This is a genomic window from Robertmurraya kyonggiensis, assembly GCF_005116465.1.
Taxonomy (GTDB): Bacteria; Bacillota; Bacilli; order Bacillales; family Cytobacillaceae; genus Robertmurraya; species Robertmurraya kyonggiensis.
In genome coordinates this window covers 603,881-624,340 of sequence record NZ_SWBM01000001.1, presented here as the reverse complement: position 1 = coordinate 624,340, position 20,460 = coordinate 603,881, and the positions used below count along the sequence as shown (strand labels likewise).

The 20,460-nt window shown below is 36.9% G+C and carries 26 protein-coding genes; 7 read left to right on the top strand and 19 right to left on the bottom strand.

Going from position 1 to position 20,460, the window contains the following annotated elements; all coding sequences use genetic code 11:
• Positions 1 to 105: 105 nt before the first annotated feature.
• The 3 genes from bshC to FA727_RS03125 all read right to left on the bottom strand — a co-directional run bounded on the left by bshC (position 106) and on the right by FA727_RS03125 (position 3,138).
• Positions 106 to 1,740 carry a bacillithiol biosynthesis cysteine-adding enzyme BshC gene (bshC, locus tag FA727_RS03135; RefSeq protein WP_136829269.1) on the bottom strand — a complete coding sequence of 545 codons (1,635 nt, stop codon included), beginning with the start codon at positions 1,738 to 1,740 and terminating at the stop codon, positions 106 to 108.
• 107 nt (positions 1,741 to 1,847) lie between these two features.
• The gene (locus tag FA727_RS03130; protein ID WP_136829268.1) at positions 1,848 to 2,237 is read right to left on the bottom strand and encodes a DUF3397 domain-containing protein; all 390 of its coding nucleotides are present in this window, start codon (positions 2,235 to 2,237) and stop codon (positions 1,848 to 1,850) included.
• 1 nt (position 2,238) lies between these two features.
• Positions 2,239 to 3,138 carry a 2-dehydropantoate 2-reductase gene (locus tag FA727_RS03125; protein ID WP_136829267.1) on the bottom strand — a complete coding sequence of 300 codons (900 nt, stop codon included), beginning with the start codon at positions 3,136 to 3,138 and terminating at the stop codon, positions 2,239 to 2,241.
• Between the two features lie 214 nt (positions 3,139 to 3,352).
• Here FA727_RS03125 and FA727_RS03120 point away from each other — a divergent pair, with 214 nt between their 5' ends.
• Entirely contained in the window at positions 3,353 to 3,811 is a 459-nt protein-coding gene (locus FA727_RS03120; RefSeq protein WP_136829266.1) for an N-acetyltransferase, read from the top strand.
• Between the two features lie 33 nt (positions 3,812 to 3,844).
• Here the strand turns inward: FA727_RS03120 and FA727_RS03115 are convergent, their stop codons facing one another.
• The 4 genes from FA727_RS03115 to FA727_RS03100 form a co-directional block, all read right to left on the bottom strand.
• Complete coding sequence (locus tag FA727_RS03115) at positions 3,845 to 4,447, bottom strand: RsfA family transcriptional regulator (protein ID WP_136829265.1); 603 nt, start codon at positions 4,445 to 4,447, stop codon at positions 3,845 to 3,847.
• Between the two features lie 96 nt (positions 4,448 to 4,543).
• On the bottom strand, positions 4,544 to 5,299 hold the full coding sequence (locus tag FA727_RS03110) for an enoyl-CoA hydratase/isomerase family protein (protein WP_136829264.1): 756 nt from the start codon (positions 5,297 to 5,299) through the stop codon (positions 4,544 to 4,546).
• Positions 5,300 to 5,377: 78 nt separating this feature from the next.
• The gene (rpmF, locus tag FA727_RS03105) at positions 5,378 to 5,551 is read right to left on the bottom strand and encodes a 50S ribosomal protein L32 (protein WP_009791160.1); all 174 of its coding nucleotides are present in this window, start codon (positions 5,549 to 5,551) and stop codon (positions 5,378 to 5,380) included.
• A gap of 75 nt (positions 5,552 to 5,626) precedes the next feature.
• Positions 5,627 to 6,151 (bottom strand): YceD family protein, encoded by a 525-nt coding sequence (locus FA727_RS03100; RefSeq protein WP_136829263.1) that lies wholly within the window; start codon positions 6,149 to 6,151, stop codon positions 5,627 to 5,629.
• 245 nt (positions 6,152 to 6,396) lie between these two features.
• Between FA727_RS03100 and FA727_RS03095 the strand changes: the two genes are divergently transcribed.
• Positions 6,397 to 7,614, top strand: a complete 1,218-nt coding sequence (locus FA727_RS03095; RefSeq protein ID WP_136829262.1) for a nucleotidyltransferase — start codon at positions 6,397 to 6,399, stop codon at positions 7,612 to 7,614.
• A gap of 272 nt (positions 7,615 to 7,886) precedes the next feature.
• Here the strand turns inward: FA727_RS03095 and FA727_RS03090 are convergent, their stop codons facing one another.
• Positions 7,887 to 8,915, bottom strand: coding sequence for a SepM family pheromone-processing serine protease (locus FA727_RS03090; RefSeq protein ID WP_136829261.1), 1,029 nt, complete (start codon positions 8,913 to 8,915; stop codon positions 7,887 to 7,889).
• Entirely contained in the window at positions 8,916 to 9,701 is a 786-nt protein-coding gene (locus FA727_RS03085; RefSeq protein ID WP_136829260.1) for a patatin-like phospholipase family protein, read from the bottom strand.
• 266 nt (positions 9,702 to 9,967) lie between these two features.
• Between FA727_RS03085 and ylbJ the strand changes: the two genes are divergently transcribed.
• Complete coding sequence (gene ylbJ / locus FA727_RS03080; protein ID WP_136829259.1) at positions 9,968 to 11,185, top strand: sporulation integral membrane protein YlbJ; 1,218 nt, start codon at positions 9,968 to 9,970, stop codon at positions 11,183 to 11,185.
• Positions 11,186 to 11,209: 24 nt separating this feature from the next.
• Here ylbJ and coaD read toward each other — a convergent pair whose 3' ends face one another.
• The 3 genes from coaD to FA727_RS03065 form a co-directional block, all read right to left on the bottom strand.
• On the bottom strand, positions 11,210 to 11,695 hold the full coding sequence (gene coaD / locus FA727_RS03075; RefSeq protein ID WP_136829258.1) for a pantetheine-phosphate adenylyltransferase: 486 nt from the start codon (positions 11,693 to 11,695) through the stop codon (positions 11,210 to 11,212).
• A gap of 35 nt (positions 11,696 to 11,730) precedes the next feature.
• Complete coding sequence (gene rsmD, locus FA727_RS03070; protein ID WP_136829257.1) at positions 11,731 to 12,318, bottom strand: 16S rRNA (guanine(966)-N(2))-methyltransferase RsmD; 588 nt, start codon at positions 12,316 to 12,318, stop codon at positions 11,731 to 11,733.
• Positions 12,319 to 12,955: 637 nt separating this feature from the next.
• A complete protein-coding gene (locus tag FA727_RS03065) occupies positions 12,956 to 14,374 on the bottom strand; it encodes a stalk domain-containing protein (protein ID WP_158318782.1) in 1,419 nt (472 codons plus the stop codon).
• Between the two features lie 158 nt (positions 14,375 to 14,532).
• Between FA727_RS03065 and FA727_RS03060 the strand changes: the two genes are divergently transcribed.
• Positions 14,533 to 14,922: a DUF7147 family protein gene (locus FA727_RS03060; RefSeq protein WP_136829255.1), complete on the top strand. Its 390-nt coding sequence runs from the start codon at positions 14,533 to 14,535 to the stop codon at positions 14,920 to 14,922.
• Positions 14,923 to 14,956: 34 nt separating this feature from the next.
• Here FA727_RS03060 and FA727_RS03055 read toward each other — a convergent pair whose 3' ends face one another.
• From FA727_RS03055 to FA727_RS03035, 5 genes are all read right to left on the bottom strand, one after another.
• A complete protein-coding gene (locus FA727_RS03055; protein WP_136829254.1) occupies positions 14,957 to 15,232 on the bottom strand; it encodes a YlbG family protein in 276 nt (91 codons plus the stop codon).
• Positions 15,233 to 15,337: 105 nt separating this feature from the next.
• Positions 15,338 to 15,781, bottom strand: a complete 444-nt coding sequence (locus FA727_RS03050) for a YlbF/YmcA family competence regulator (protein WP_136829253.1) — start codon at positions 15,779 to 15,781, stop codon at positions 15,338 to 15,340.
• A gap of 77 nt (positions 15,782 to 15,858) precedes the next feature.
• On the bottom strand, positions 15,859 to 16,269 hold the full coding sequence (locus FA727_RS03045) for a hypothetical protein (protein WP_136829252.1): 411 nt from the start codon (positions 16,267 to 16,269) through the stop codon (positions 15,859 to 15,861).
• Between the two features lie 116 nt (positions 16,270 to 16,385).
• A complete protein-coding gene (locus FA727_RS03040; protein WP_136829251.1) occupies positions 16,386 to 16,625 on the bottom strand; it encodes a YlbE-like family protein in 240 nt (79 codons plus the stop codon).
• A gap of 14 nt (positions 16,626 to 16,639) precedes the next feature.
• Positions 16,640 to 17,047, bottom strand: a complete 408-nt coding sequence (locus FA727_RS03035; RefSeq protein WP_136829250.1) for a YlbD family protein — start codon at positions 17,045 to 17,047, stop codon at positions 16,640 to 16,642.
• A gap of 147 nt (positions 17,048 to 17,194) precedes the next feature.
• On the opposite strand from FA727_RS03035, the gene FA727_RS03030 reads away from it, so the two are divergent.
• Positions 17,195 to 17,671 carry a PaaI family thioesterase gene (locus tag FA727_RS03030; protein WP_136829249.1) on the top strand — a complete coding sequence of 159 codons (477 nt, stop codon included), beginning with the start codon at positions 17,195 to 17,197 and terminating at the stop codon, positions 17,669 to 17,671.
• 29 nt (positions 17,672 to 17,700) lie between these two features.
• Entirely contained in the window at positions 17,701 to 18,069 is a 369-nt protein-coding gene (locus FA727_RS03025) for a hypothetical protein (protein ID WP_136829248.1), read from the top strand.
• Positions 18,070 to 18,082: 13 nt separating this feature from the next.
• Here the strand turns inward: FA727_RS03025 and FA727_RS03020 are convergent, their stop codons facing one another.
• A complete protein-coding gene (locus FA727_RS03020; RefSeq protein ID WP_438646620.1) occupies positions 18,083 to 19,123 on the bottom strand; it encodes a CAP domain-containing protein in 1,041 nt (346 codons plus the stop codon).
• 145 nt (positions 19,124 to 19,268) lie between these two features.
• Positions 19,269 to 19,703: a CBS domain-containing protein gene (locus tag FA727_RS03015; RefSeq protein ID WP_136829246.1), complete on the bottom strand. Its 435-nt coding sequence runs from the start codon at positions 19,701 to 19,703 to the stop codon at positions 19,269 to 19,271.
• Positions 19,704 to 19,920: 217 nt separating this feature from the next.
• Between FA727_RS03015 and FA727_RS03010 the strand changes: the two genes are divergently transcribed.
• Positions 19,921 to 20,286: a YugN family protein gene (locus FA727_RS03010; RefSeq protein WP_136829245.1), complete on the top strand. Its 366-nt coding sequence runs from the start codon at positions 19,921 to 19,923 to the stop codon at positions 20,284 to 20,286.
• The last annotated feature ends 174 nt before the right edge of the window (positions 20,287 to 20,460 follow it).

Here is a 20,460-nt window from a genome sequence, read left to right as displayed (position 1 = left end):
AAAATTCTCCACTTCCTTGAAAAATGGGTAACTGGCACTACAATTTCTAATCATGAATCAGAGCAATAAAAAAAGACTTTATCCGAAGATAAAGCCTTTCTTGGGTTATATTTTCACCACTTTATGTTTTCCATCGAATTCATATGGCAGATTGGTAAGTTTTTCTACAAATCCTAAACCATATTTGTTTAAGAAATAATAGATATTCCAAGTTCGTTCCTGTGGTCCACCAGATGGTCGCAATGAACACTCAACCCGTTCATATTTGTTTAAGACAACCTCATGTTTTAGATGAAGGGCATCCTCAAATTTTCCTTCCATAAAGGCAATTTGCGCTAATAGAATCGATTCGTTTTTCTCAACTAACCTCATTAAACCTTTGTATTCCTTCTCGGTTTGCTCTTTAATAAGCTGATAATTGGCCATTAGCTGTTGTTTTGTTTCAGCAAATAACGAATCAAAACGTTTATCTTTTACTGAATCAAGAAATGCTTTCTTTTCTGTACCTACACCTTTTTCTAAAACATTTTGTAAGTCCAATTTTAATTCTGCCAAGTCTGAATCAACATCTCTTTCTAAAAGTGTGATGTTAATCCGCGGCACAATCGGTGGCATTTTCATTTCAAACAATTCAAAAGCTGTTTTCAATTCTGACCAATACGCAATTTCACCTGGGCCAGCGATAAAAGCCAAAGTTGGAAATAATGTTTCCTGCATTAAAGGTCTGGTGACAACGTTATTGCTTAGCTTTTCAGGGTATTCTCTTGCCATTAATAAAAGTTCGTCTTTTGCAAAAGAAATACTTCCATCTTTACCTGAAAAAGTACTCGTTTCAGGATTAAATTCTAATAAAATTCTTTCATAATGTTCTTCATCATAGTAGAAGAGATTTGCGGCTTGGGAAGAAATCTCAATCGTATTTTGATAACCTTTTTCCGTAAGTCTCGTCTGCTGCTCTTCTACAGTAGAAGTGATTTGAACTGCCTTGTTTATCTGTTCAATCAAAATTTCTTTTTCCAATTTACGAAACTGCCTATTTCCAGAATCAACAAGGAGTATCCCATATTCTTTAAACATTTCCATGACAAGATAAGAAAAGAAATCAACAAAGTTATCTGAATGAGCAAGCGCCTTGTCAGTGAAAGTTAGCAACTCATTTGTAAAATCAGTTTCACCGAATGTTTCAACGATTTCCTCGATCCACGATTTACAAAGCTCCTTGTCTAACTTACAATCTGTAACCATTCTCTTGTCTAAAACTTTATGCGGAAAAACCATTTTTTCTAATTGATTTTGTTTTTTCACGAATACATGATTTACCTCAGCATAATCGTGATCTTCTCCAGCAATCCAGAATACAGGAACCACAGGGACGGAAAGCTCTTGTTCCTTTTTCTTCGCAAAAGCAATAATAGAAATGACTTTATGTATAGAATATAATGGCCCCGTTAAAATACCCGCCTGCTGTCCGCCAATGACAACAACCGAATCCTTATTTCTTAATTTTTCAAGAGACTCCTGAACTTTAACTGATGAAGGAAAAGGCTTCATAAAAGCAGAAATATGCTCTACAAGTTCATCCCTCATAAAAGAGCGATTCGCTAATTCAGCCAAGCGCTCCTGGTAATGGCTTGGATTTTGATAGTTATAGTGGAAATACTGCTGTATTTCTTCGTTCCCATTGTAATAGTTATTAGCAAACTTATTGATAGTTGGGAGAGTGAGATTGACAATCTCCATTTATGTACTTCCTTTCTAAGCGACAGTTTCTACGTATGAGTATAGCATCCCAGCCCCATAAATAAAAAATCTTTGCTTATGCAATTTTTCAGAGATGCTCGTCCTTACTAAGAAACTGCATTTGAAACACCTTGAACAATCCCAATGATGATTAAAATGATGTAGGCGGAGAAAAACATTAGAAAATTAAATCTCCAAAACCCACGAAAAACCCGATTATAATCAATTTCCTGTTTAATCTTCCAATGAAGAAATACGATGGCTACGCCAATCAAAAGAATCAATAAGATAATCAGCCATAGAAAAGACTTCTCCCAAATGGTCATAATTAAGAAATGTACCGATATGATAAACAACACTGTGCTGCCATCCAATGCGTATCGAACGGAACGGCGGTGATGCTTTGTAATTTGCTTACTAATCACAAAGATGAGAACATAACCTAGAATTGGAATTGTTACAAATATTGCTGCTATATTTGAAAAAATCTCTGACAACTTATTTTCCTCCCCTCTCTATTTCACGCCCTTTAATTATGTGAAACAGAGTGGTTACGAGTGGCGCTTTACTATTTCGTTTCTCTGCTTCCTCTATTAAATACCCTAAGATCGCGTCAATTTCCGTCTGTCGTCCTTCCTCGATATCCTTTAACATCGATGAGCGATTTTGACTTGTATTTCGACACACATTAAGAGTATTTTCGTAATATACTTGTTCCTCTTCTAGCTCCAAAATCTCTTTTATTTCGTTAAACAACTCATTGAAAATATGAAAATAATGCACGTTTTCAAGAAGGCGACCGTTGTTTACCTTCAACACAGCTGTTAATGGATTAATCAGCGCATTTACAACCAACTTTTTTTGTAGCATAAGTTTATAATCGTCTTCTATTTGAACCGGAAAGGTTTCAGACATTGGTTTTACAAAGGAGTGAATGAGTTCGTCATTTTTTCCTTTATAAAAAGCAATATTAGTTCTGCCAACGCCAGTATGGGCGACAGTGTTCTCATTCACTCGATATGCTCCGTGCTCTACAGTCCCAACCATTACAACAGTTAAATTAAATCGGTCGACCCATTTTAAATGCGCCATTCCATTTTGAAGAAATAAATATGGATGATTAGTAGGAAGACTAGCATTTCTTAAAAGTCCTTCTAGCTGATATTGCTTCACACAAATGATGGAGAGTTCCTCATCTTGATTGCCCCATTCAGAAATAAGTCTTACCTGGACATCTGCTTTCCTAGTCTTTTGTTTACTTTGAAGAACAACTCCTTCAGACGCAATTCTTTCTCTTTGCAAAGGATTCCTTACATACAAAGTAACCTCATGATGCTTATGTAAACAATAAGAAAATAATAGACCAATGGAGCCGCCACCGATAACTGCAATTTTCATAATATCGCCTCAAAAAATTATAATTTCACACAATCGGACTATAGTAATAATCCTATTTTATCAAAGAGCTTAAATTTTGTCCGATTAATAGAGGCAATTTCACTAAGAAAAAGCAAATCTCCTTTTCTTTTGTAAGTATTTTCTGTATTTTTATTATATAATGAATATATAATTAAAAGGGAGTCACGACCAAGTAGGACTGAGGGGGATGCACATGGACTTCAAAGTAGAGAAATTAAAAGTAAACTACAAGACATTAGAGGAGTTTAAAAGATTCAAGGAATATGGCTTGCAGGAGCTTTCCATGCTTGAGGATCTAGAAGCAAACATCATTGACAATGATAGCGAATCTCCTTTTTACGGGATATATTTTGGAGATACTTTAGTGGCAAGAATGAGCTTGTATAAAGTAGATGCAAAATTTAATCATTATTTTGAACCGCCTCATGATTTCTTAGAACTTTGGAAACTCGAAGTGTTGCCTGATTATCAAGGAAAAGGCTACGGCACAGCACTAGTCGATTATGCTAAAGGAAAGAACTTACCTATCCGAACAAATGCACGAATGAGATCTAAGGAATTTTGGGAGAAAATGGGCTTCACTTCTGTCCAATATGATATGGCAAGAGACAGAGGAGAAAACCCACTTTTTTGGTTCCCTGAAACCATCTAAAAAAGCGGACTCAATGTCCGCTTTTTAATTTGGCTATTTTTCAATTCGTTCTAAGTTTCCATTCTTATCCATCTGGAATTTAACCTTCTGCTGGCGATCTTCTTCCTGCAAGACAACCATTTTTCTTGCTCTTTCCATTATTTCTATTAGAGCCTTATAATCTTGTTCTATCGTCTGCAATTCATTCAACAGCTTTTCTTTCTCAGCCGATAAAGTATATACCTTCTGTTCTAATTCATGTATTTTTTCAGATTGCCCATCTGTATTTTCCAATTTTTGATAGAGCACCTTTAGGAAACTGACTAAATCATCAAAATCAATCGTTGTAACCTTCTCTTCATTCTGGGTTACAGAAGAGGTAATTTCTTCCGGTACTAATTTTTCTTCAACAGTACCTTGCGCTTGCTTTCTTTGTTCCTTACGCTGTTTTTTTGCAAGCTCAATTCCTGATTTATATTGCTTGCGAACATAAGAATTCCAACGGAATCCACACGCTGCCGCCGTTCTTGATAACTGCTTCCCCACTTCTTCAAAGGCTTGAAGTTGGGTTCCCCCTTCGCGGATATGCCTTAAAACTACTTCAGCAAGTAGTAAATCTTCATCGTTAGACCAGGCATCTTGACGGTTTGTGGGCATAAGAAAATCCCTCCTAGTTTATTTGTATTTATTCATACATATGCATCTACTAGAAGAGATAGACTGATAAAACTTATTTCTCTGAGTGAAATATATTTAATTTCCTAGAAATTTTTCCACTTGCTTATGATGCGCTTCGCTTGCCCACAAAATTGCACAGTTGCGAATTTCATTTTCTATTCTTTCTTTCAACTTGGACATTTCCCATTTTTGAATCAGCATTTCTTTGTAAGCTCCTAGTACGTCACCTTCTAATAGAAAGGTTGTCTCCATTGCCGCACGTAAGCCTTCTGATGGGGCTCCTTCATATATGTACTGAATAAAACCTAACTCTATTAGCTCATCCACCGTATACTTTCTCGCTTCAACAAGCATCTTCATTCCATTAGATACAGGCAATCGTTCCAATAAGAGAGTGCCACCACCCCAACCTGTTGTTATAGCTAGATTTCCCTGGATAAATCCAGCACTAATTCCTTTTCGAGCAATTCTGAAGTCACATGCCGCAGCAATCTCACAACCTCCACCAACTGCTATACCATTAATAAGTGCAATGGACGGCTTCGGAAGCATCGCCAGATTAAATAAGTTCTCTCCCATTTTTGAAAGCATTTGATAGGCTTGTTCCTCAGTTCTTAATTCATGAAATACCGATAAATCGCCACCTGAGCAAAAAGCTTTCTCTCCAGTACCCGTAATCACCAAGGCCCTAATATTGGGTTCATGCGCTAATCGAATCGCTTTCTCCAAACCTTCCATCACTTCATAATTGACTGCATTACGTTTTTCTTCTCTTGTTATTGTAAACAGCAGGACACCATTTTCCCGCTCTTCCATTTTGTATGAGTCCATAAGCTACCCTACCTTTAATTCTATATAACGACAAAAGCACAGGAATGAATTCCTGTGCTTTTTATCTTAAAGTCAATATTAGTCGTTTACAACTTCTTTTCCTTTGTATGTTCCACAAGCTTTACATACACGGTGAGCAAGTTTCATCTCACCACAGTTTGGGCATTCTACCATACCTGGTACCTGTAGCTTAAAATGAGTACGACGTTTTCTTTTCGCAGTTTTAGAAGTTCTTCTAAAAGGTACAGCCATTATTCCCACCTCCTTAAAGAGAATTAAGAAAGTCATGAAGACTAGGTCTCCAACTGTCTCTTGTTTCTTCCATTACTATGAATGAGAAGAAGGATCATTTTGATCAAGTAGTTTTGCAAGTCCTGCTAAACGCGGGTCAATCTTGTCTTTCTTTTGCTCAAAAATGACTTCCCAATCATTACCTGATTGTGGAGCCCCTTTCTCGCTTGAACCTTCGTCAGCAAAAACTTGTATTGGTACTTCTAGTAAAAGGATTTCTTGTAAGACCGGTTCAAGGTCAATTACTTCTCCTTTAACTTGATGAACTTCCTCTTCGGTTTCATAATCCAAACCTTTTAAGAGGAAAGTTTCAGTTGTTTCTACATCAATTGGATAATTCACGTCAACTAATGTACGAGAACAAGGGAGGACTAAATGTCCTTCTATTTTAAGATGAAACGTAACTTTTGATGAGTCAATATCAGCTCGACCTGTAATATGGATAGGGGATACCTCCCGTATGTTCGGGTCGATTTCCTTTATCTCATCAAGGTTCACAACTTCATCAATAGGATAATCCTTGCTTCGATATTTTTGTAACTGACTTAATGTCCATTTCATACGAATCACCCCAAGGCAACAAAGGTTATTATAGCTTTCCTATAATTATTTGTCAATATTTTTTCTTTACACTATAATGTAGTCATTACTAAGATACTTTAATCAATACATAATACATAATCGAACTCGATTTCACAATATATAAAGATTCAATTAGAAAACCAACAAAGATTTCAAACTAAAAAATTTTTCTCTATAGAAGTATATTATTTTTTTACATTCAAAATGAAATAAGGAGTAGTGCAATGAAAGCTGTCGGTGTAGTCGTTGAGTATAACCCTTTCCATAATGGACACGCTTTTCACCTAGAAGAAACTAGAAAAAAATCACAGGCCGATGTCGTTATCGCCGTAATGAGTGGTCAGTTTCTCCAAAGAGGGGAACCTGCTCTCTTACCAAAGTGGGTACGTGCCCAAATGGCTGTTTTGGCCGGCGTTGACCTAGTAATCGAGCTTCCATACCAGTTTGCCACACAAAAAGCAGACACCTTCGCCTTTGGAGCAATTTCACTCTTAGGAGCGATTGGTTGTGATAGCGTATGCTTTGGCAGTGAATCTGGCAAAATTGATGATTTTTGGGCAACTCTCGACTTTCTTGAATCGAATAAACAAGAATATGATCATAAAATAAAATTTCATATTGATCAAGGGGTAAGTTATCCAACAGCCCTTTCTCGAGCCTTTTTGGAGCTTCAACCACCTGAATCAATCGTTGACCTTTCAAAGCCAAATAATATACTGGGTTTCCAATATGTGAAAGCAATAAAAGATTTGAATCTCGATATGGAAGCCTTAACAGTCTCAAGAACGAACGCGAACTACCACGATGAGGATTTCACATCTGCAACTATAGCCAGCGCTACAAGTATTCGTAAAGCTATGTTCGCGCAAAGTGGGACACTTGAAGAAATAGAACCCTATGTTCCAAAAACAACTGCTACCCTCTTACATGAATACTCTAGGAATTATCACCAATTTCATCAATGGGAAAATTATTGGACCTATTTACGTTTTCGTATTCTACAAGCATCAACCGAAGAACTTAAAAATATTTATGAAGTGGATGAAGGATTAGAAAATCGAGTGATTACAGCTGCCCTCGAAGCTAATTCTTTTTATGACTTTATGACTCGTATGAAAACCAAAAGATATACCTGGACAAAACTCCAAAGAATGTGCACTCATATTTTAACTAACACATCCACTGCTGAGATGAGACAAAGAATGTCGAACCCTTCTTATATTCGCCTACTTGCGATGAACGATACAGGGAGATTGTATTTAAATAAATGGAAGGGCCAAGTACCGCTTCCTCTTGTATCAAAATTATCATCCTTTCAACAAGATGATATTACCCTTGACGTGCGTGCATCAAGAATATATGCCCTGGGAGCATCTAAAGAGATGCAGCAAGCTTTGTTAGAGATGGAATACAAACAACCACCCATTTATATAACAAGGTAATTTTCGTAAAAATTGTTGTTAAAATCCTAATGCCGTTGGCCGCTGGCTATCAGCCGATTTTAACGTAGAAATAGCCAAATAGTGTTTCTAATTTGTATTTGCAAGCTCTTTTCTCAATGATTTTAGACTAATTATCGTTGAAAATACAGATTAAGCCGTTGATTTTTGTTTCAAAAGTAACAAAGTTTGAGAAAAGACATATATCAAACAGACTTTAGAATCCAAACAACAAGAGGAAAGGCATTTTATAAACGCCTTTCCTCTTTGTTAATCTATTTCTTTTTTGGTTCTAGATTTTCTAAATAATCGATTGCTTCATCAAATGTATCAACCGGAACAATTTTCATTTTCGTTCCAATATCTTTTGCTGTTTTTACAGCAGCCTTATAGTTGGAATCCGCCGCTCCCTCTTCGTTTGGCGCAAAGAAAATTTCTGCGCCCGCTTTATCGGCAGCTACAATTTTTTGCTCAATCCCACCGATTCGACCAATAACTCCAGCCGCTTCCATTGTTCCAGTTCCTGCAATCTGATAACCCCTAGTTAAATCCTCTTCTACAAGCTGATTATAAATTTCGAGTGAGAACATAAATCCAGCTGAAGGACCACCAATTTCTTCTGAATTTATTTCAACACTTGGGTCGACGATCAATTCCTTATCATCAACTAAACCTATTCCGACACCAACATGGGTTTTGTCATCTGGAAATGGCTCTACCTTAATAACTGCCTCTCCTTCTTTATCATCACGCAAGTAAGACAAAGTAATTTCATCACCCGCTGATTTATCACTTACATAATTGATAAATTCTTCTGAGGACTTAAACTCATTTCCATCAATTTTAAAAATATGATCTCCTGCTTTAAGTTTGCCATCCGCTGGCATTCCCTCAACTACATTTAAAACATAGACACCATTAAATTTGTAATCAATCGGAATTCCAGCTTTTTTATAAGCTACTTCAATGGCTGCAAGCTTGGATGTAGCCATAAGATGCAGTTGTCGTACATTATATTCCTCTTCTGTTTCCTCTTCCGCTCTAACAGCCTCTAAAGGATAAATTTCTTGATAATCGCTTACTTTAGCCATCAAGTAAGAATATATATTTGCTTTTCCCATACGAATCGTTGTGAGCATAAAGTTCCCTTCTTCTTCATACCCATTTTCAACCTCAATAATCGGTTCCAACTCTTTCGCCATACCTGGCTTCGATACGTAATAAGGCAAACTATAAAATGTTGCGAAAAATAGAAATAAGACCAGTAATATGAAAAAAAATCGAAAATAAAAACGCTTGTTCATCTAGTGTTGCTCCTTCCACTGCTCAATTAACCCTTTAATCGTATCGATATGTTTTTTTGTTTCCTCTTCTCCAATAGCAATGATTTCATCAATCTGTGTAAATGCCCTTGAACTATACATTTCAACTGGTGGCGTTACCATAAAGTCAGATGCAAATTCCCGATTTGCGGCAAGTTCCATCTGCATAATATCCAAGCTTTGCATGATAACATCGTAAATAGAGGAGATTTCTGCGTTACGCTTCACACGGGAAACATCTACAGCAATAATAAGATCCGCCCCCATTTCTTTTACAACAGAAACAGGAACCCGGTCGATTACCCCACCATCAACTAAAAGTTTTCCCTCATACTTCTCAGGCACAAAGATTCCCGGTATCGAGATACTCGCACGAACTGCATCTGCAATCGGACCATCCTTAAAAACAATTTTATCCCCTGTCATTAAATCGGTTGCAACAACATGGACAGGAATATCCAACTGTTCAAGATTTCTTCCATGTGTAAAAATTCGAATTAGGTCTTTAACACGATTTCCCGCGATGAAGCCCATTTTTGGAATTGTAAAATCTAAATAGTATTTTCTCTTAAATACACGAGATAAATTATACAATCTTTCAATATCAAGCCCAGCCCCATAGAAACAACCAACCATTGCCCCCATGCTACTCCCAGCGATTAAATCAATAGGAATCCCAGCATCCAATAATGTTTTTAAAACACCAAGATGAGCAAATCCACGCGCTCCTCCAGAGCCTAAGGCAAGACCAATTTTAGGATGATGCAAAAGCGACGCCTCCTTTTTAAGCTTCAGGAATTAATTGCTTCAGCTTTCGTTCTTGCATTACGCTCCCCCACTTTTTATCGATTCAAATGGTCTATTTTATTTTTCTATGAGTATATTGATTTATATGAGGACAAGACCGCGAGTACTGTTATTTTGATAAAGTAATTTATCACATTTTCTACTTGAATTTATTTCTATTTTAGCATTGTTTCTGAAAAGTTGCACTTTAAGCATCTGCAAGCAAATCTTTGAGGGAGGATTCTTGAGTGGTAAAATCCAAACTAAAAACCATCATTCTCGCTACTTCCGTTACCATCTTAGCCATTTCCTTAATTTCGTTTCCACAGGAATCTGTTGGAGCCTCCATTCGAGGATTAGATATGTGGTGGAAAATCGTCTTTCCCTCTTTGCTTCCGTTTTTCATCGTTTCGGAAATGCTAATCGGTTTTGGCGTTGTGAAATTTGTGGGAGTACTGTTGGAACCTTTAATGAGACCGCTATTCCGTGTTCCTGGAGTAGGAGGATTCGTATGGGCAATGGGGATGGCATCTGGATATCCAGCGGGAGCAAAGTTAACAGCAAGATTAAGGCAAGAAGAGCAGCTTTCGAAAATTGAGGCTGAAAGACTTGTGACGTTTACAAACTGTTCGAATCCATTATTTATTTTCGGAGCTGTATCGGTTGGATTTTTCAACAATCCCAAACTTGGTGTCATATTAGCCTTAGCTCATTATCTTGGAAATTTAACCGTTGGCATCTTCATGAGATTTTATGGTCGTGACGATAGTAGCACCAAGGAGTCAAAAAACAGGAAATTGTTTGCCTTGAGGACTGCTCTTCGTGAACTCCATCAAACAAGAATAAAGGATAATAGACCGCTAGGAAAATTACTTGGAGATGCCGTAATGTCTTCTATTCAGACATTACTCATGATCGGTGGCTTTATCATTTTATTCTCGGTCATTAATCAACTCCTGACTAATTTGCATATGATCGAATTTTTTGCAAGTATCGTTGAAGTTTTCTTGCGTTTTATTCAAATACCAGATTCATTTAGTATCCCATTAATTTCGGGTCTATTCGAAATTACGTTAGGAAATAAATTAACAAGTCAGGTTCAAGATACTTCTCTTATGTATCAAGCGATTATTGCAAGCATGATCTTAGCGTTTAGCGGTTTTAGTGTGCAAGCACAGGTTGCAAGTATCCTAGCCCAGACAGATATCAACTTCAAACCATTCTTTATTGCTCGAATTTTTCACAGTGCGTTTGCTGGATTATATACTCTTCTGTTATGGAATCCATTTTACGAAAAATTAAACACTACGAACGGCACCACAAATACCATTCCTGTCGCGTTTTTAGAAGAACAGTCGGTTGGAATTATGCAAATCATGAAAGATACAGGACCGCTTCTAACGATTTTATCCTTAATGTTATATATTCTTATTTATGCCAACAAGATAAACAAAAACGAGCACTAGTTCACAAACTAGTACTCGTTTTTGTTATTTTTTCGCAAACTTTGATCGTAGTGCTTCTTCTACCTTAGGAGGAACTAGCTCAGAAATATTTCCTCTATATTGCGCGACCTCTTTTACAATGCTAGAACTCAAAAATGAATATTGATTATTTGTCATTATATAAAAAGTCTCAATTTTATTATTCAAAAATCGATTCATGGATGTAAGCTGCATTTCATATTCAAAGTCAGATACCGCTCTAAGACCGCGAATGATAGCATTTGCTCCAATATTATTGGCATAATCGACAAGCAACCCTTGGAAAGAATCAACTTTAACATTAGGAATATCTTTTGTTACTTCTTTAATAAGCGCCACCCGTTCCTCTACCGTAAACAACGGTTTTTTAGAAGAGTTATTTAGAATCGACACATATACCTGATCGAATACTTTTGCTCCCCTTGTAATAATGTCTAAATGTCCATAAGTAATCGGATCAAAGCTACCTGGACATACCGCAATGCTTGCCACCTGTGCTCCCCCTTTTAAAACATGACCTTTTGCTCTTACTTAGTGTAACCATTCATTGATTCTTCCATCGGACCGTTTTTTGCATAAATTGAAATCGTAATAATACCATATGTTTCCTGTTTGATTTGAGTTAACCCTTGTATCGTGGGTGGCATCTTCACATCTGTACTATGCTCAGTTACAATAAGTCCTTCCTCACTCAACAGTCCGTTCTGATCAATCACTTCTATAATCTCTTTTAGCTGCTGCTTCGCATATGGCGGGTCAAGAAATATGTAATCAAAAATCAGTTCTCTTTTCATTATGGCCTTTAAAGCTCGATTGGCATCATTTCGATACACCTCGGCCTGTTCTTCTGCCTGACATTGCCTTAAATTTTCGTGAATCGTTTGAATTGCTTTACCATCTCGGTCAATGAACAGCACCTTGTCCACTCCGCGGCTTAAGGCCTCGATTCCCAGACCACCACTTCCAGCAAATAAATCTAAGCACAGTCCACCATCAAAGTATGGTCCAATAATATTAAAGAGGGCTTCTTTTACTTTATCTGTTGTTGGTCTAGTTGAGTTGCCAGGCACAGCCTTCAATGTTTTTCCTTTATATTTACCAGAAACTACTCTCATGGAAATTAATCACCCGTATCAAATTGTAAACTTTCCTTACCATCCTAACATAATTACAAGAAAGTGCCAATAAAGAAAGCCAACGCCCATTTGATCGTGAGATGAGCATGCCAACAATACTTATTGTTAAAAAGAAAGAGTAAAAAATGATCCTAATAATGTATAACCAATTCTTTTATGGAAATAATGTTATTAACAACATCTATTCGAGGATGTTGTTGCCAACCGCGGAGAAGACTTACGTTTCCCCATAAGTTCTTCCTCCGGTTTCTCCTCTCCCTTTGCCTTCTTTCCTTATAAAGGAGTTGGAAGGACCCTGCAGAAGTCTCTGCAGGGTTTTCTTTTTTTCATATAGGCTCTTTTCTCAAACTTTGTTGCTTTTGGAACAAAAAATCAATGAATTAAACTGTATCTCTAATAATAATTAATTTTACATAAATGAGAAAAGAGCTTGCAAACATCGCTACGATGCACTAATTCTCTACTTCTACGTTAAAATCGGCTGATAGCCAGCGGCCAACGGCAGTAGGATTTTAACAACAGGGTTTTTTCGATAGAAAAAAACAATCTTTACGAAAACAGCCTTCATAAGAAAAGGCTTGTTGATTTCCACTAAAAATCAACAAGCCTCTATTTATTAGGAGTCCAATGAGATTTTGATTTCATTCTCAGTTTCTTCAATGTTTGCTTTGAATAATTCTGGAAGGAGTTTAACCTTTATAAAAACCGTTCCATTTATTACTTGCAACGGATTCTCTAATAAACCGAAATCCGCTTCATTGTATAGAAAGATATTTTGACTAATGTAGAAGCGATAATTATTATTCCCATTGTCTAGTAGAATCGTTTCTTGGTCCGCTAAAACCTTCGCTTCAAACCCTAAAGCTGTCATCGTATCTATAAATGGAACTAGCTTCTCATCATTCATAAGCAACACTTCAATATCTTCTTGGATTTTTCCTTGTATAACTACCTTACGTGCATCATTAAAATAAAGAGGTACAAGCTTTGTATCTTCATTCTTATTCAAAGTGAAAAAGTGTGTGTTTTTCTCTTTGATAGTTCCTATGAGTTCATCGAGTATTTCGGGTGTAATGCTATCTTCTTTAATGACGGCATTTACGAAATTCTCAGTTTCCTCTTTCGCTAAAACACGGTTCATTTCACTAATAAGTTCATTTCCTTTTGGAACATTACTTTGTTGACCTAAGAATAGAGAAGTCAAAGCATCAATGAGCCATTTCTCTTCTAATGGCAGTGTAGGAGCTTTCTCCAAGAAATAGTTATATACGATTTTTCGTTCGAGTAGCTCATTCTTTATATCTGGATTAGCGACCATAAGACCGTTCCCATTAGTTTCTTGGAAACTATTCGTAAAAATGACTGATATCCCAGTTATGTTAGAAATTTTCTTCAAGCTCTCTAAAGGATAGTCCTGCTTATTCTTATTACCTTGCGCAAAAAATTGCAGTCCATTTTGATCCGTTATTTTTGTCAAAGGTTCGGAATGCCAATAAAGTGAGCCACTGTCGCCTTCACCTGCGAAAACATAATAATCAATCAACTCAAGTTCATTGAAACCTTTTAACGGAAAACCAGCTATCCATGAACCTTCTCTTCTCGCAGAGTCAATCACTTTAATTGTCGTATGGGAGATTTCAACATCTGGAAGCTGCCCCATCCACTCATTTAATAGAAAAGTGTTTTTCTCTTTTAATTCTATTTGATAGCGAAGAATGATCGAATGATTTTCTGCTACAAAGGAAGCAGGGTTCTCGTCAATCGAATTACAAATTTTTCCATCCGCATTTTCACAACTCCAATTTGGAATGGAGTCAGGAAAACTAATACGATATTCCTTCCCCGATTGCAGACCTTCAATCCGTTGAGTGATGTTTAATTGATCCCCTTTAGATTCAACCGTTAATTCCTGCTCAGCTTGTTCTGCTTGCTCATTTGGTTGATCATAGTCAGAGTAGACGTGCCACTGCCAGAAAAGCATGCCGCCTATAAAAGAACATAATACTATTAATAATGTGAACGACATTCTCCACATAGACATACTCCTTATTACTTTCTTATGATAACAATATCAGAATTTGGGAAATTCGTCACACATATTTTCACATCGAATATATTCAATTTGTGAACATAGCCTTAGAAGAAAAACCATGATAAAGTATTGTTGGATGTATATTAGAGGAGGGCTTATTTTTGATTCAACGTTTTATTGAATTAGGCGAAGGATATTCAGATATATACGAACTAATTGAGCAAGCAAAAGCAAATAAAGAAAGACTTCTACATATGATGGCTTATCACACAACTGTAAAAAATAGAGAGGTTACCTCATTAGTTGTTGTCCTAAAGCCAACCGACCCTGGTAAATTTCAACCACTCTATATTTGCCGTGAAGGGATACCAAATCCAAATGTTACACCAAATAAACGCTTTGATCTATTTCGCGAAACGGCACAAGAGCTAGGAAAAGAAATTGTTCAGTTTGAAGTCAGACCTTCTACCCAGTTTGCAGAAAAAGAATTATTTTTCCAATACTTAATTGGTATTTTACGGATGAACCACTATATTCCACCACTTCAATAGAAAGTTAAAAGGCGAAGCCACTGTGCTTCGCCTTTTATATACCCATTCTATAATCGTATTCCTTCGCTTTATCTGGTTTTGAATTCTCGAACTCTGTTTTTAAAAACGGCTTGAACGAAGGCTCTACTTTTTTGACAAACGAATAGTTTTGAATTTTTTCCATGATCGTCTCAACGTCCTCTAAATCACAATAGAGAACAACGTATTTTAAACGCTTGGAAACAAAGTGAACATTTCCGAACTTTCTTAACATTTTGGCTTGTTTTAAAGAATACAGCCATACTATGATCCCTTGGCGCTGCCCTAACATACTATTTTCCCCTTCGAACACATGTGTTTTTATTAGTCTAGCAAACAAATCCATATAATTCAATTCAATGATTTAGAAAAAGACTTAGGAGAGTGTCCTAAGTCTTTACGAACAACCACAGCTTCCACCAGATCCACAACCGCCGCCGCAGCTAGAAGAACTATCAAAGAATGGGTTACCGGTTGGTACCTTTATTTTCTCTGAAACAGATTTTCCGATAATCACACTAATTTCATCCAATAGAGCCTGTAGATCATTTTCAGCTCTTTTGAATTCAGCAACATTGTCATCGATATCCATATCTCTTTTTAATTCACGGATACTTCTCATGACTTTTTGATAATCAGGGTGATACCTTCCAAACCGTTGAACCTCTTCATAAAGCTCCTTTTCTTTCGTAAAAGCTTTAATTTTTTGCTGTGTTTCTTTACTAGTGCGCAATTTATTTAAACATGATAAGTAATATTCGACGACATCAGATTGCAGAATCATACTAGAAAGCTGCTCTGCCTGATCTAAAATTTCTAATCTTTCTAAAGTAGCAAGCATGTATGCTCACCTCCGCTCCCTATTTTATCATGAATCTAGGGAAAAGCGAAAGTTTTACTACAAGTTCCAGCATCACCTTACTGAATCGAAACAGCAAACTCCTTTTTAAGATGATATGGTTCATTATTCGGTCTTACAACCTCTAATGAGATTTGATGGGTGCCCCTTCCTAAACCTTTGATGATAAAAGCAGCCGTATGAATTTCTTCTCTCTTTTTCCCATCAATCATAAGAATTATTTTCCCCTTATTCTTACTATCCTCTCGAAAGGAAATATTTGGAATCACGCATTCTACAAATACATTATCCCCTTTTACATGATGCTGCACCAGAAAAGGTTCACGACTTTGGTCAATCACTACTGGCAAATCATGTACTGTATTGATCGTACTCATTGGTATCACTTGGAATTTCACCTCTGGCTCAGGTAATTCCTTTTGACAGCCTGCTATATTTAAGAATAAAAAGAAAATCATTATATACTTCATCTTTGGTCCCCCGTTCACAATCCGGATTTAAGCATATTGTTAACGAACTTCATTATTTTTACTCTTTTTCCTCCCATATATAAAAGCAGCCTTCTCAAAATGCACGAGAAAGCTGCTTATGCTTGACTATTCATCGCTTGAAACATTCCCATCATCATTGAAGCCATTTGTACGCCTGTTGAAAATTTTTCAACACGATCAGGAATTGTTTTTCTATGATACTGTAACGCCGCAATCTGAAACGATTGTAAGTCTCCTGGATTTCTACCGAGCTTTCGGTACCAAATCGGCTGTTCATGAAGAAATCTTTTTAGGTCATGGTCTGCCAAAATTACATCCATTATTTCTCTTCTCATGTTAAATCCCCCTATTAATCCTTTCTAAATTGAAATGGATGTTGGGGTTGACTCGTTCTATTTCCCCCAGAAGATTTTGATTGAGGGTTTCCTTGAAATTGTAAAATTAACCCTTGTATAGCGCCTAGGGCTTGACTCAGGCTCGAAACATGGTGCTGAAGCTGGTTTGTATCCATGTTCTTCATCGCCCCCATTACTTGCTGCATCCATTCTTTCTTTCCTTCTTCATCGGGTTGAGATGCTGTTGTGTTTCTTTCTTTAAATTCGTCCCAACGGGAATCCTCTTCGCCAAGTAGATACCATTCTTCAAATAAGTCCTGCCATTTCGAGTTTCCTCTTCTTACCTCTAACACTATTTGGGGATGTTTCTTAACGAATTCTTTAAATTGCTGTACAGATGGATGGAGAGTTTTCTTTGACATACTACTTCACCTCTAACAAAGGGCTTGTTTCTAAGTAAATCAATTCAAACTTTACTCTATATGTGAATCAATCACCTATGGTACGATATGATAAGGTCAGCAAAATTGTGATTAAGGAATCAGACGAAACGAAGAAAGGTGAAGGAAATGAAAGAGAACATCAAACAATTATTTACTGAAATTTTGGAAAAAGGTTCAGAAGAGGATTTAAGTGTTTTACACCAGGTTCTCGAAGGTTTAAATAATAAACAGCATACATATATCAATAGTCTTCTTCATATGGAAGGCGGTTTAAAAGAGAACTCATTTGAAATTACAATCCCACTTCATTCGCTTGTTAACAACCCATTGAATATCCTTCATGGCGGAATCACAGCAACTGTTATTGATACCTGTATGGGTGCGATGGTCCATAATGTTCTCCCGGAAGGATTTGCAGCTGTCACAAGTCAGCTTAATATTCACTATATTGCACCTGGCATTGGTGACTCGATTACTTGTCGAGCAAGTATTGATCATCATGGTACAAAAACGATGTTAGTATCAGCTGAGGTATTTCGCTCAGATGGACAAAAAATCGCTCAAGCGTCAGGAACTTTTTTCATTCTGAATAAGGATAAATAATACCCTGTTTCTCAGTGCGAGGTGTCCCTATGGTTACCGCCATCGTTATTCCTTTTCTGTGTATCTATTTCTTTTGGATAACGAAAAAAGAAATGAATAAGCAAAAAGAGAAATGGCTGCAATTAGAAAATGTAGTAGAGGAAGCAATTGTCGTAGGAGTCATCAAAGATATCCGCGAGGAACGACAACGGTTTTACTATCATTATTACGTGATTGTTACTGATTTAGTAGTGCAAACGGATCATAAGTCCTTGAGGATTAGAAAAATGATTCCACTATTTAAAAATACTCAACCCTTCTTTCACTATCAAATCGGGGATAAGGTTCGTGTATTTGGTAATTGGAAAGAAGATGTTTTTCTTTTTAATAGGATTGAAAAAATAGTGGACGAAGATTAATTCGTCCACTACCCTACCACTTTTGGATAAAATTTTGCGTGTAATGCAGCTGATATACACCTACCCCAAGATGGGTAAATTCACCGTTTAAGAGCGTTTCCCTATGGCTTTTACTATTCAGCCAACCTTCCATTACAGCAGGTGCATCCGCATAATTTGCGGCGATATTTTCTCCTGCCAACTGATAAAAAACTTCACCTGCTTCTAGTCGATCCGATAACTCCCCATTTTTTTTCGAGGTGTGCGAAAACTCCTGACTCTCAAACATGTCCACACTATGTGCCAAAGCAACTTCAGACGTTTTCTCATCCCATTCTAAAGATTTTAGATTATGGCGCACACGCATCATGTTGGAGATGTCAAATATTTGCTTGCTTTCCCCCGATGATATAGCCTTTGCTTTCTCAGCATCAATAGGACTCGCCTCTAAAAGCTCTCCTAGGTATACAAGCTCATAGGGCTGTTGTTTAATTAACGTTTCAGCATCCACAAAACGAACACTTGATACCGTACCATCAAATTTATCTAAAAAGATTTGTGCGTAAGAAGAACCTATTTGTACGAGGGGCTGAGTATTCAGATCATCTTCTGTCAATTCAAAACGATATGTGTTCCCCTGATATTCAACATTGATATTGGACTCTATTGATTGATTAGCATATAGATTTTCAACTTTTTCCCCAATCTTGAAAGGTGTGATATTTACGTCTTGGCCGATTGCATATAGCGTAACTACCTTGTTATTGGCGATTCCAACCTGAATGTACTCTGACAACCCCTTTTTATAAATCCACCAATCATAATCATATGCAGAAGGATCAATTCTTTCTGGTTTGCCTAATTGTTCCTCTACATACGCTGCATCCTTACCTATAAATGTAGTAAGTCCTTCTCTTGGAATTTCTATCTTGGGAAGCTCCTTTTTCTCCACCTCGGTTGTTGTTTTCACTTGAGAAGCTACGATTTGTTCACTTGGAAAAAAATCTTCTAATAGATATAGATGTAAGTAAAATACGATAGATAGTATTACTGATATTCCAATTAAAATGCGAATAAGTGCACGCAGAGCGTATCCTCCTCTCTTTTACAAAACAGTTATCTCTAGTAATTCCCTCTATCATTCTATGTACGAAATAGAGAATTATGATTATTTCATCTAGCAAATTTACGCTAAAAAAAGAGAACACGCAATGTGTCCTCTAATGGTGCATTTGGCCAAAGTCGTTCTCAGAGATTTCCGATAGAGCTTCACCAGCTTGACCATCAGTAAGTTTTCGAACTGCAAAATCACCCAATGAAACAATTCCTACTAATTTTTCTCCTTCTACTACAGGCAGCCTTCTAATTTGGTGCTTAGCCATTAATTCAGCCGCTTCCTCCGAACTAGTCTCCGGTGTAACCGTAATAAGTGAATCGCTCATAACCTTTTCAACCTTTGTCGAGCCCGGTCGCTTTTCTGCTATCCCTCGTACAACGAGATCACGGTCTGTTATCATGCCTAGTAGTTTTTCACCATCTACAATTGGAATCGCCCCAACATTCCATTCTTTCATTTTTACAGCCACTTCATATACATTATCCAGAAGTGTACAGCATTCCACTTCATCACTCATAATATCCCTGATTTTCTCCATGTTATCACCTTCCGAAAAATAGTACTTATACATCCATTTATCATTCCCTAGATTTCAGAATTAAATTTATGAATCAACAATTGTGAAAGAACTTTGATTTCTTTTGCGATGTCATTGCAACTTTTTCACTTTTCCACTATTATTAGATTTGAGATTATTTTAGTAAATTTTACATAATACTTACGTTTACGTTCTATTTGTTTTAGGAGGGATTAAGATGAAATTTGAGAATTTAGGATATGAAGACATTAAAGCAGATTTAAAACGTCTAGACGATGTAATGGATGATTACGGTTTGGTTCGTGCTGAGCAATGGGATTATGAAAGAGTATCCTACGATCGTAAATTCGAATTAAAAGAAGGCGTTTTCTACCTTCGCGTCCTTGGCTATGCTGTTGAAGGCGATGTAGGCGCAAACAAAGCAGTTATTCAATTATTAACACCTCTACTTGGCAAGCACTACTATCCACACGGTGTTGAATACGGTGAGGGCGAAAATTTCCCAAAAACATTAGTGAGCCAATGTGAAAAGATATTAACTGAAGTAAAATCAGTTGTTGATTCTTTTCAAACGAATAAATAGAGTGACTCCGCGTTTGCGGACTGCACCCCAATTGTTAGGCACTTTAAAGCTAACAATTGGTGGTGCTTTTCTTTTTGCCAAATTCACTGTAGTTAAAAGATATACAATCATTGCAGATAGCAAAATTAAAAAGCATGAGCTCGGTACCATACCGAGTTCATGCCCACATGTTGC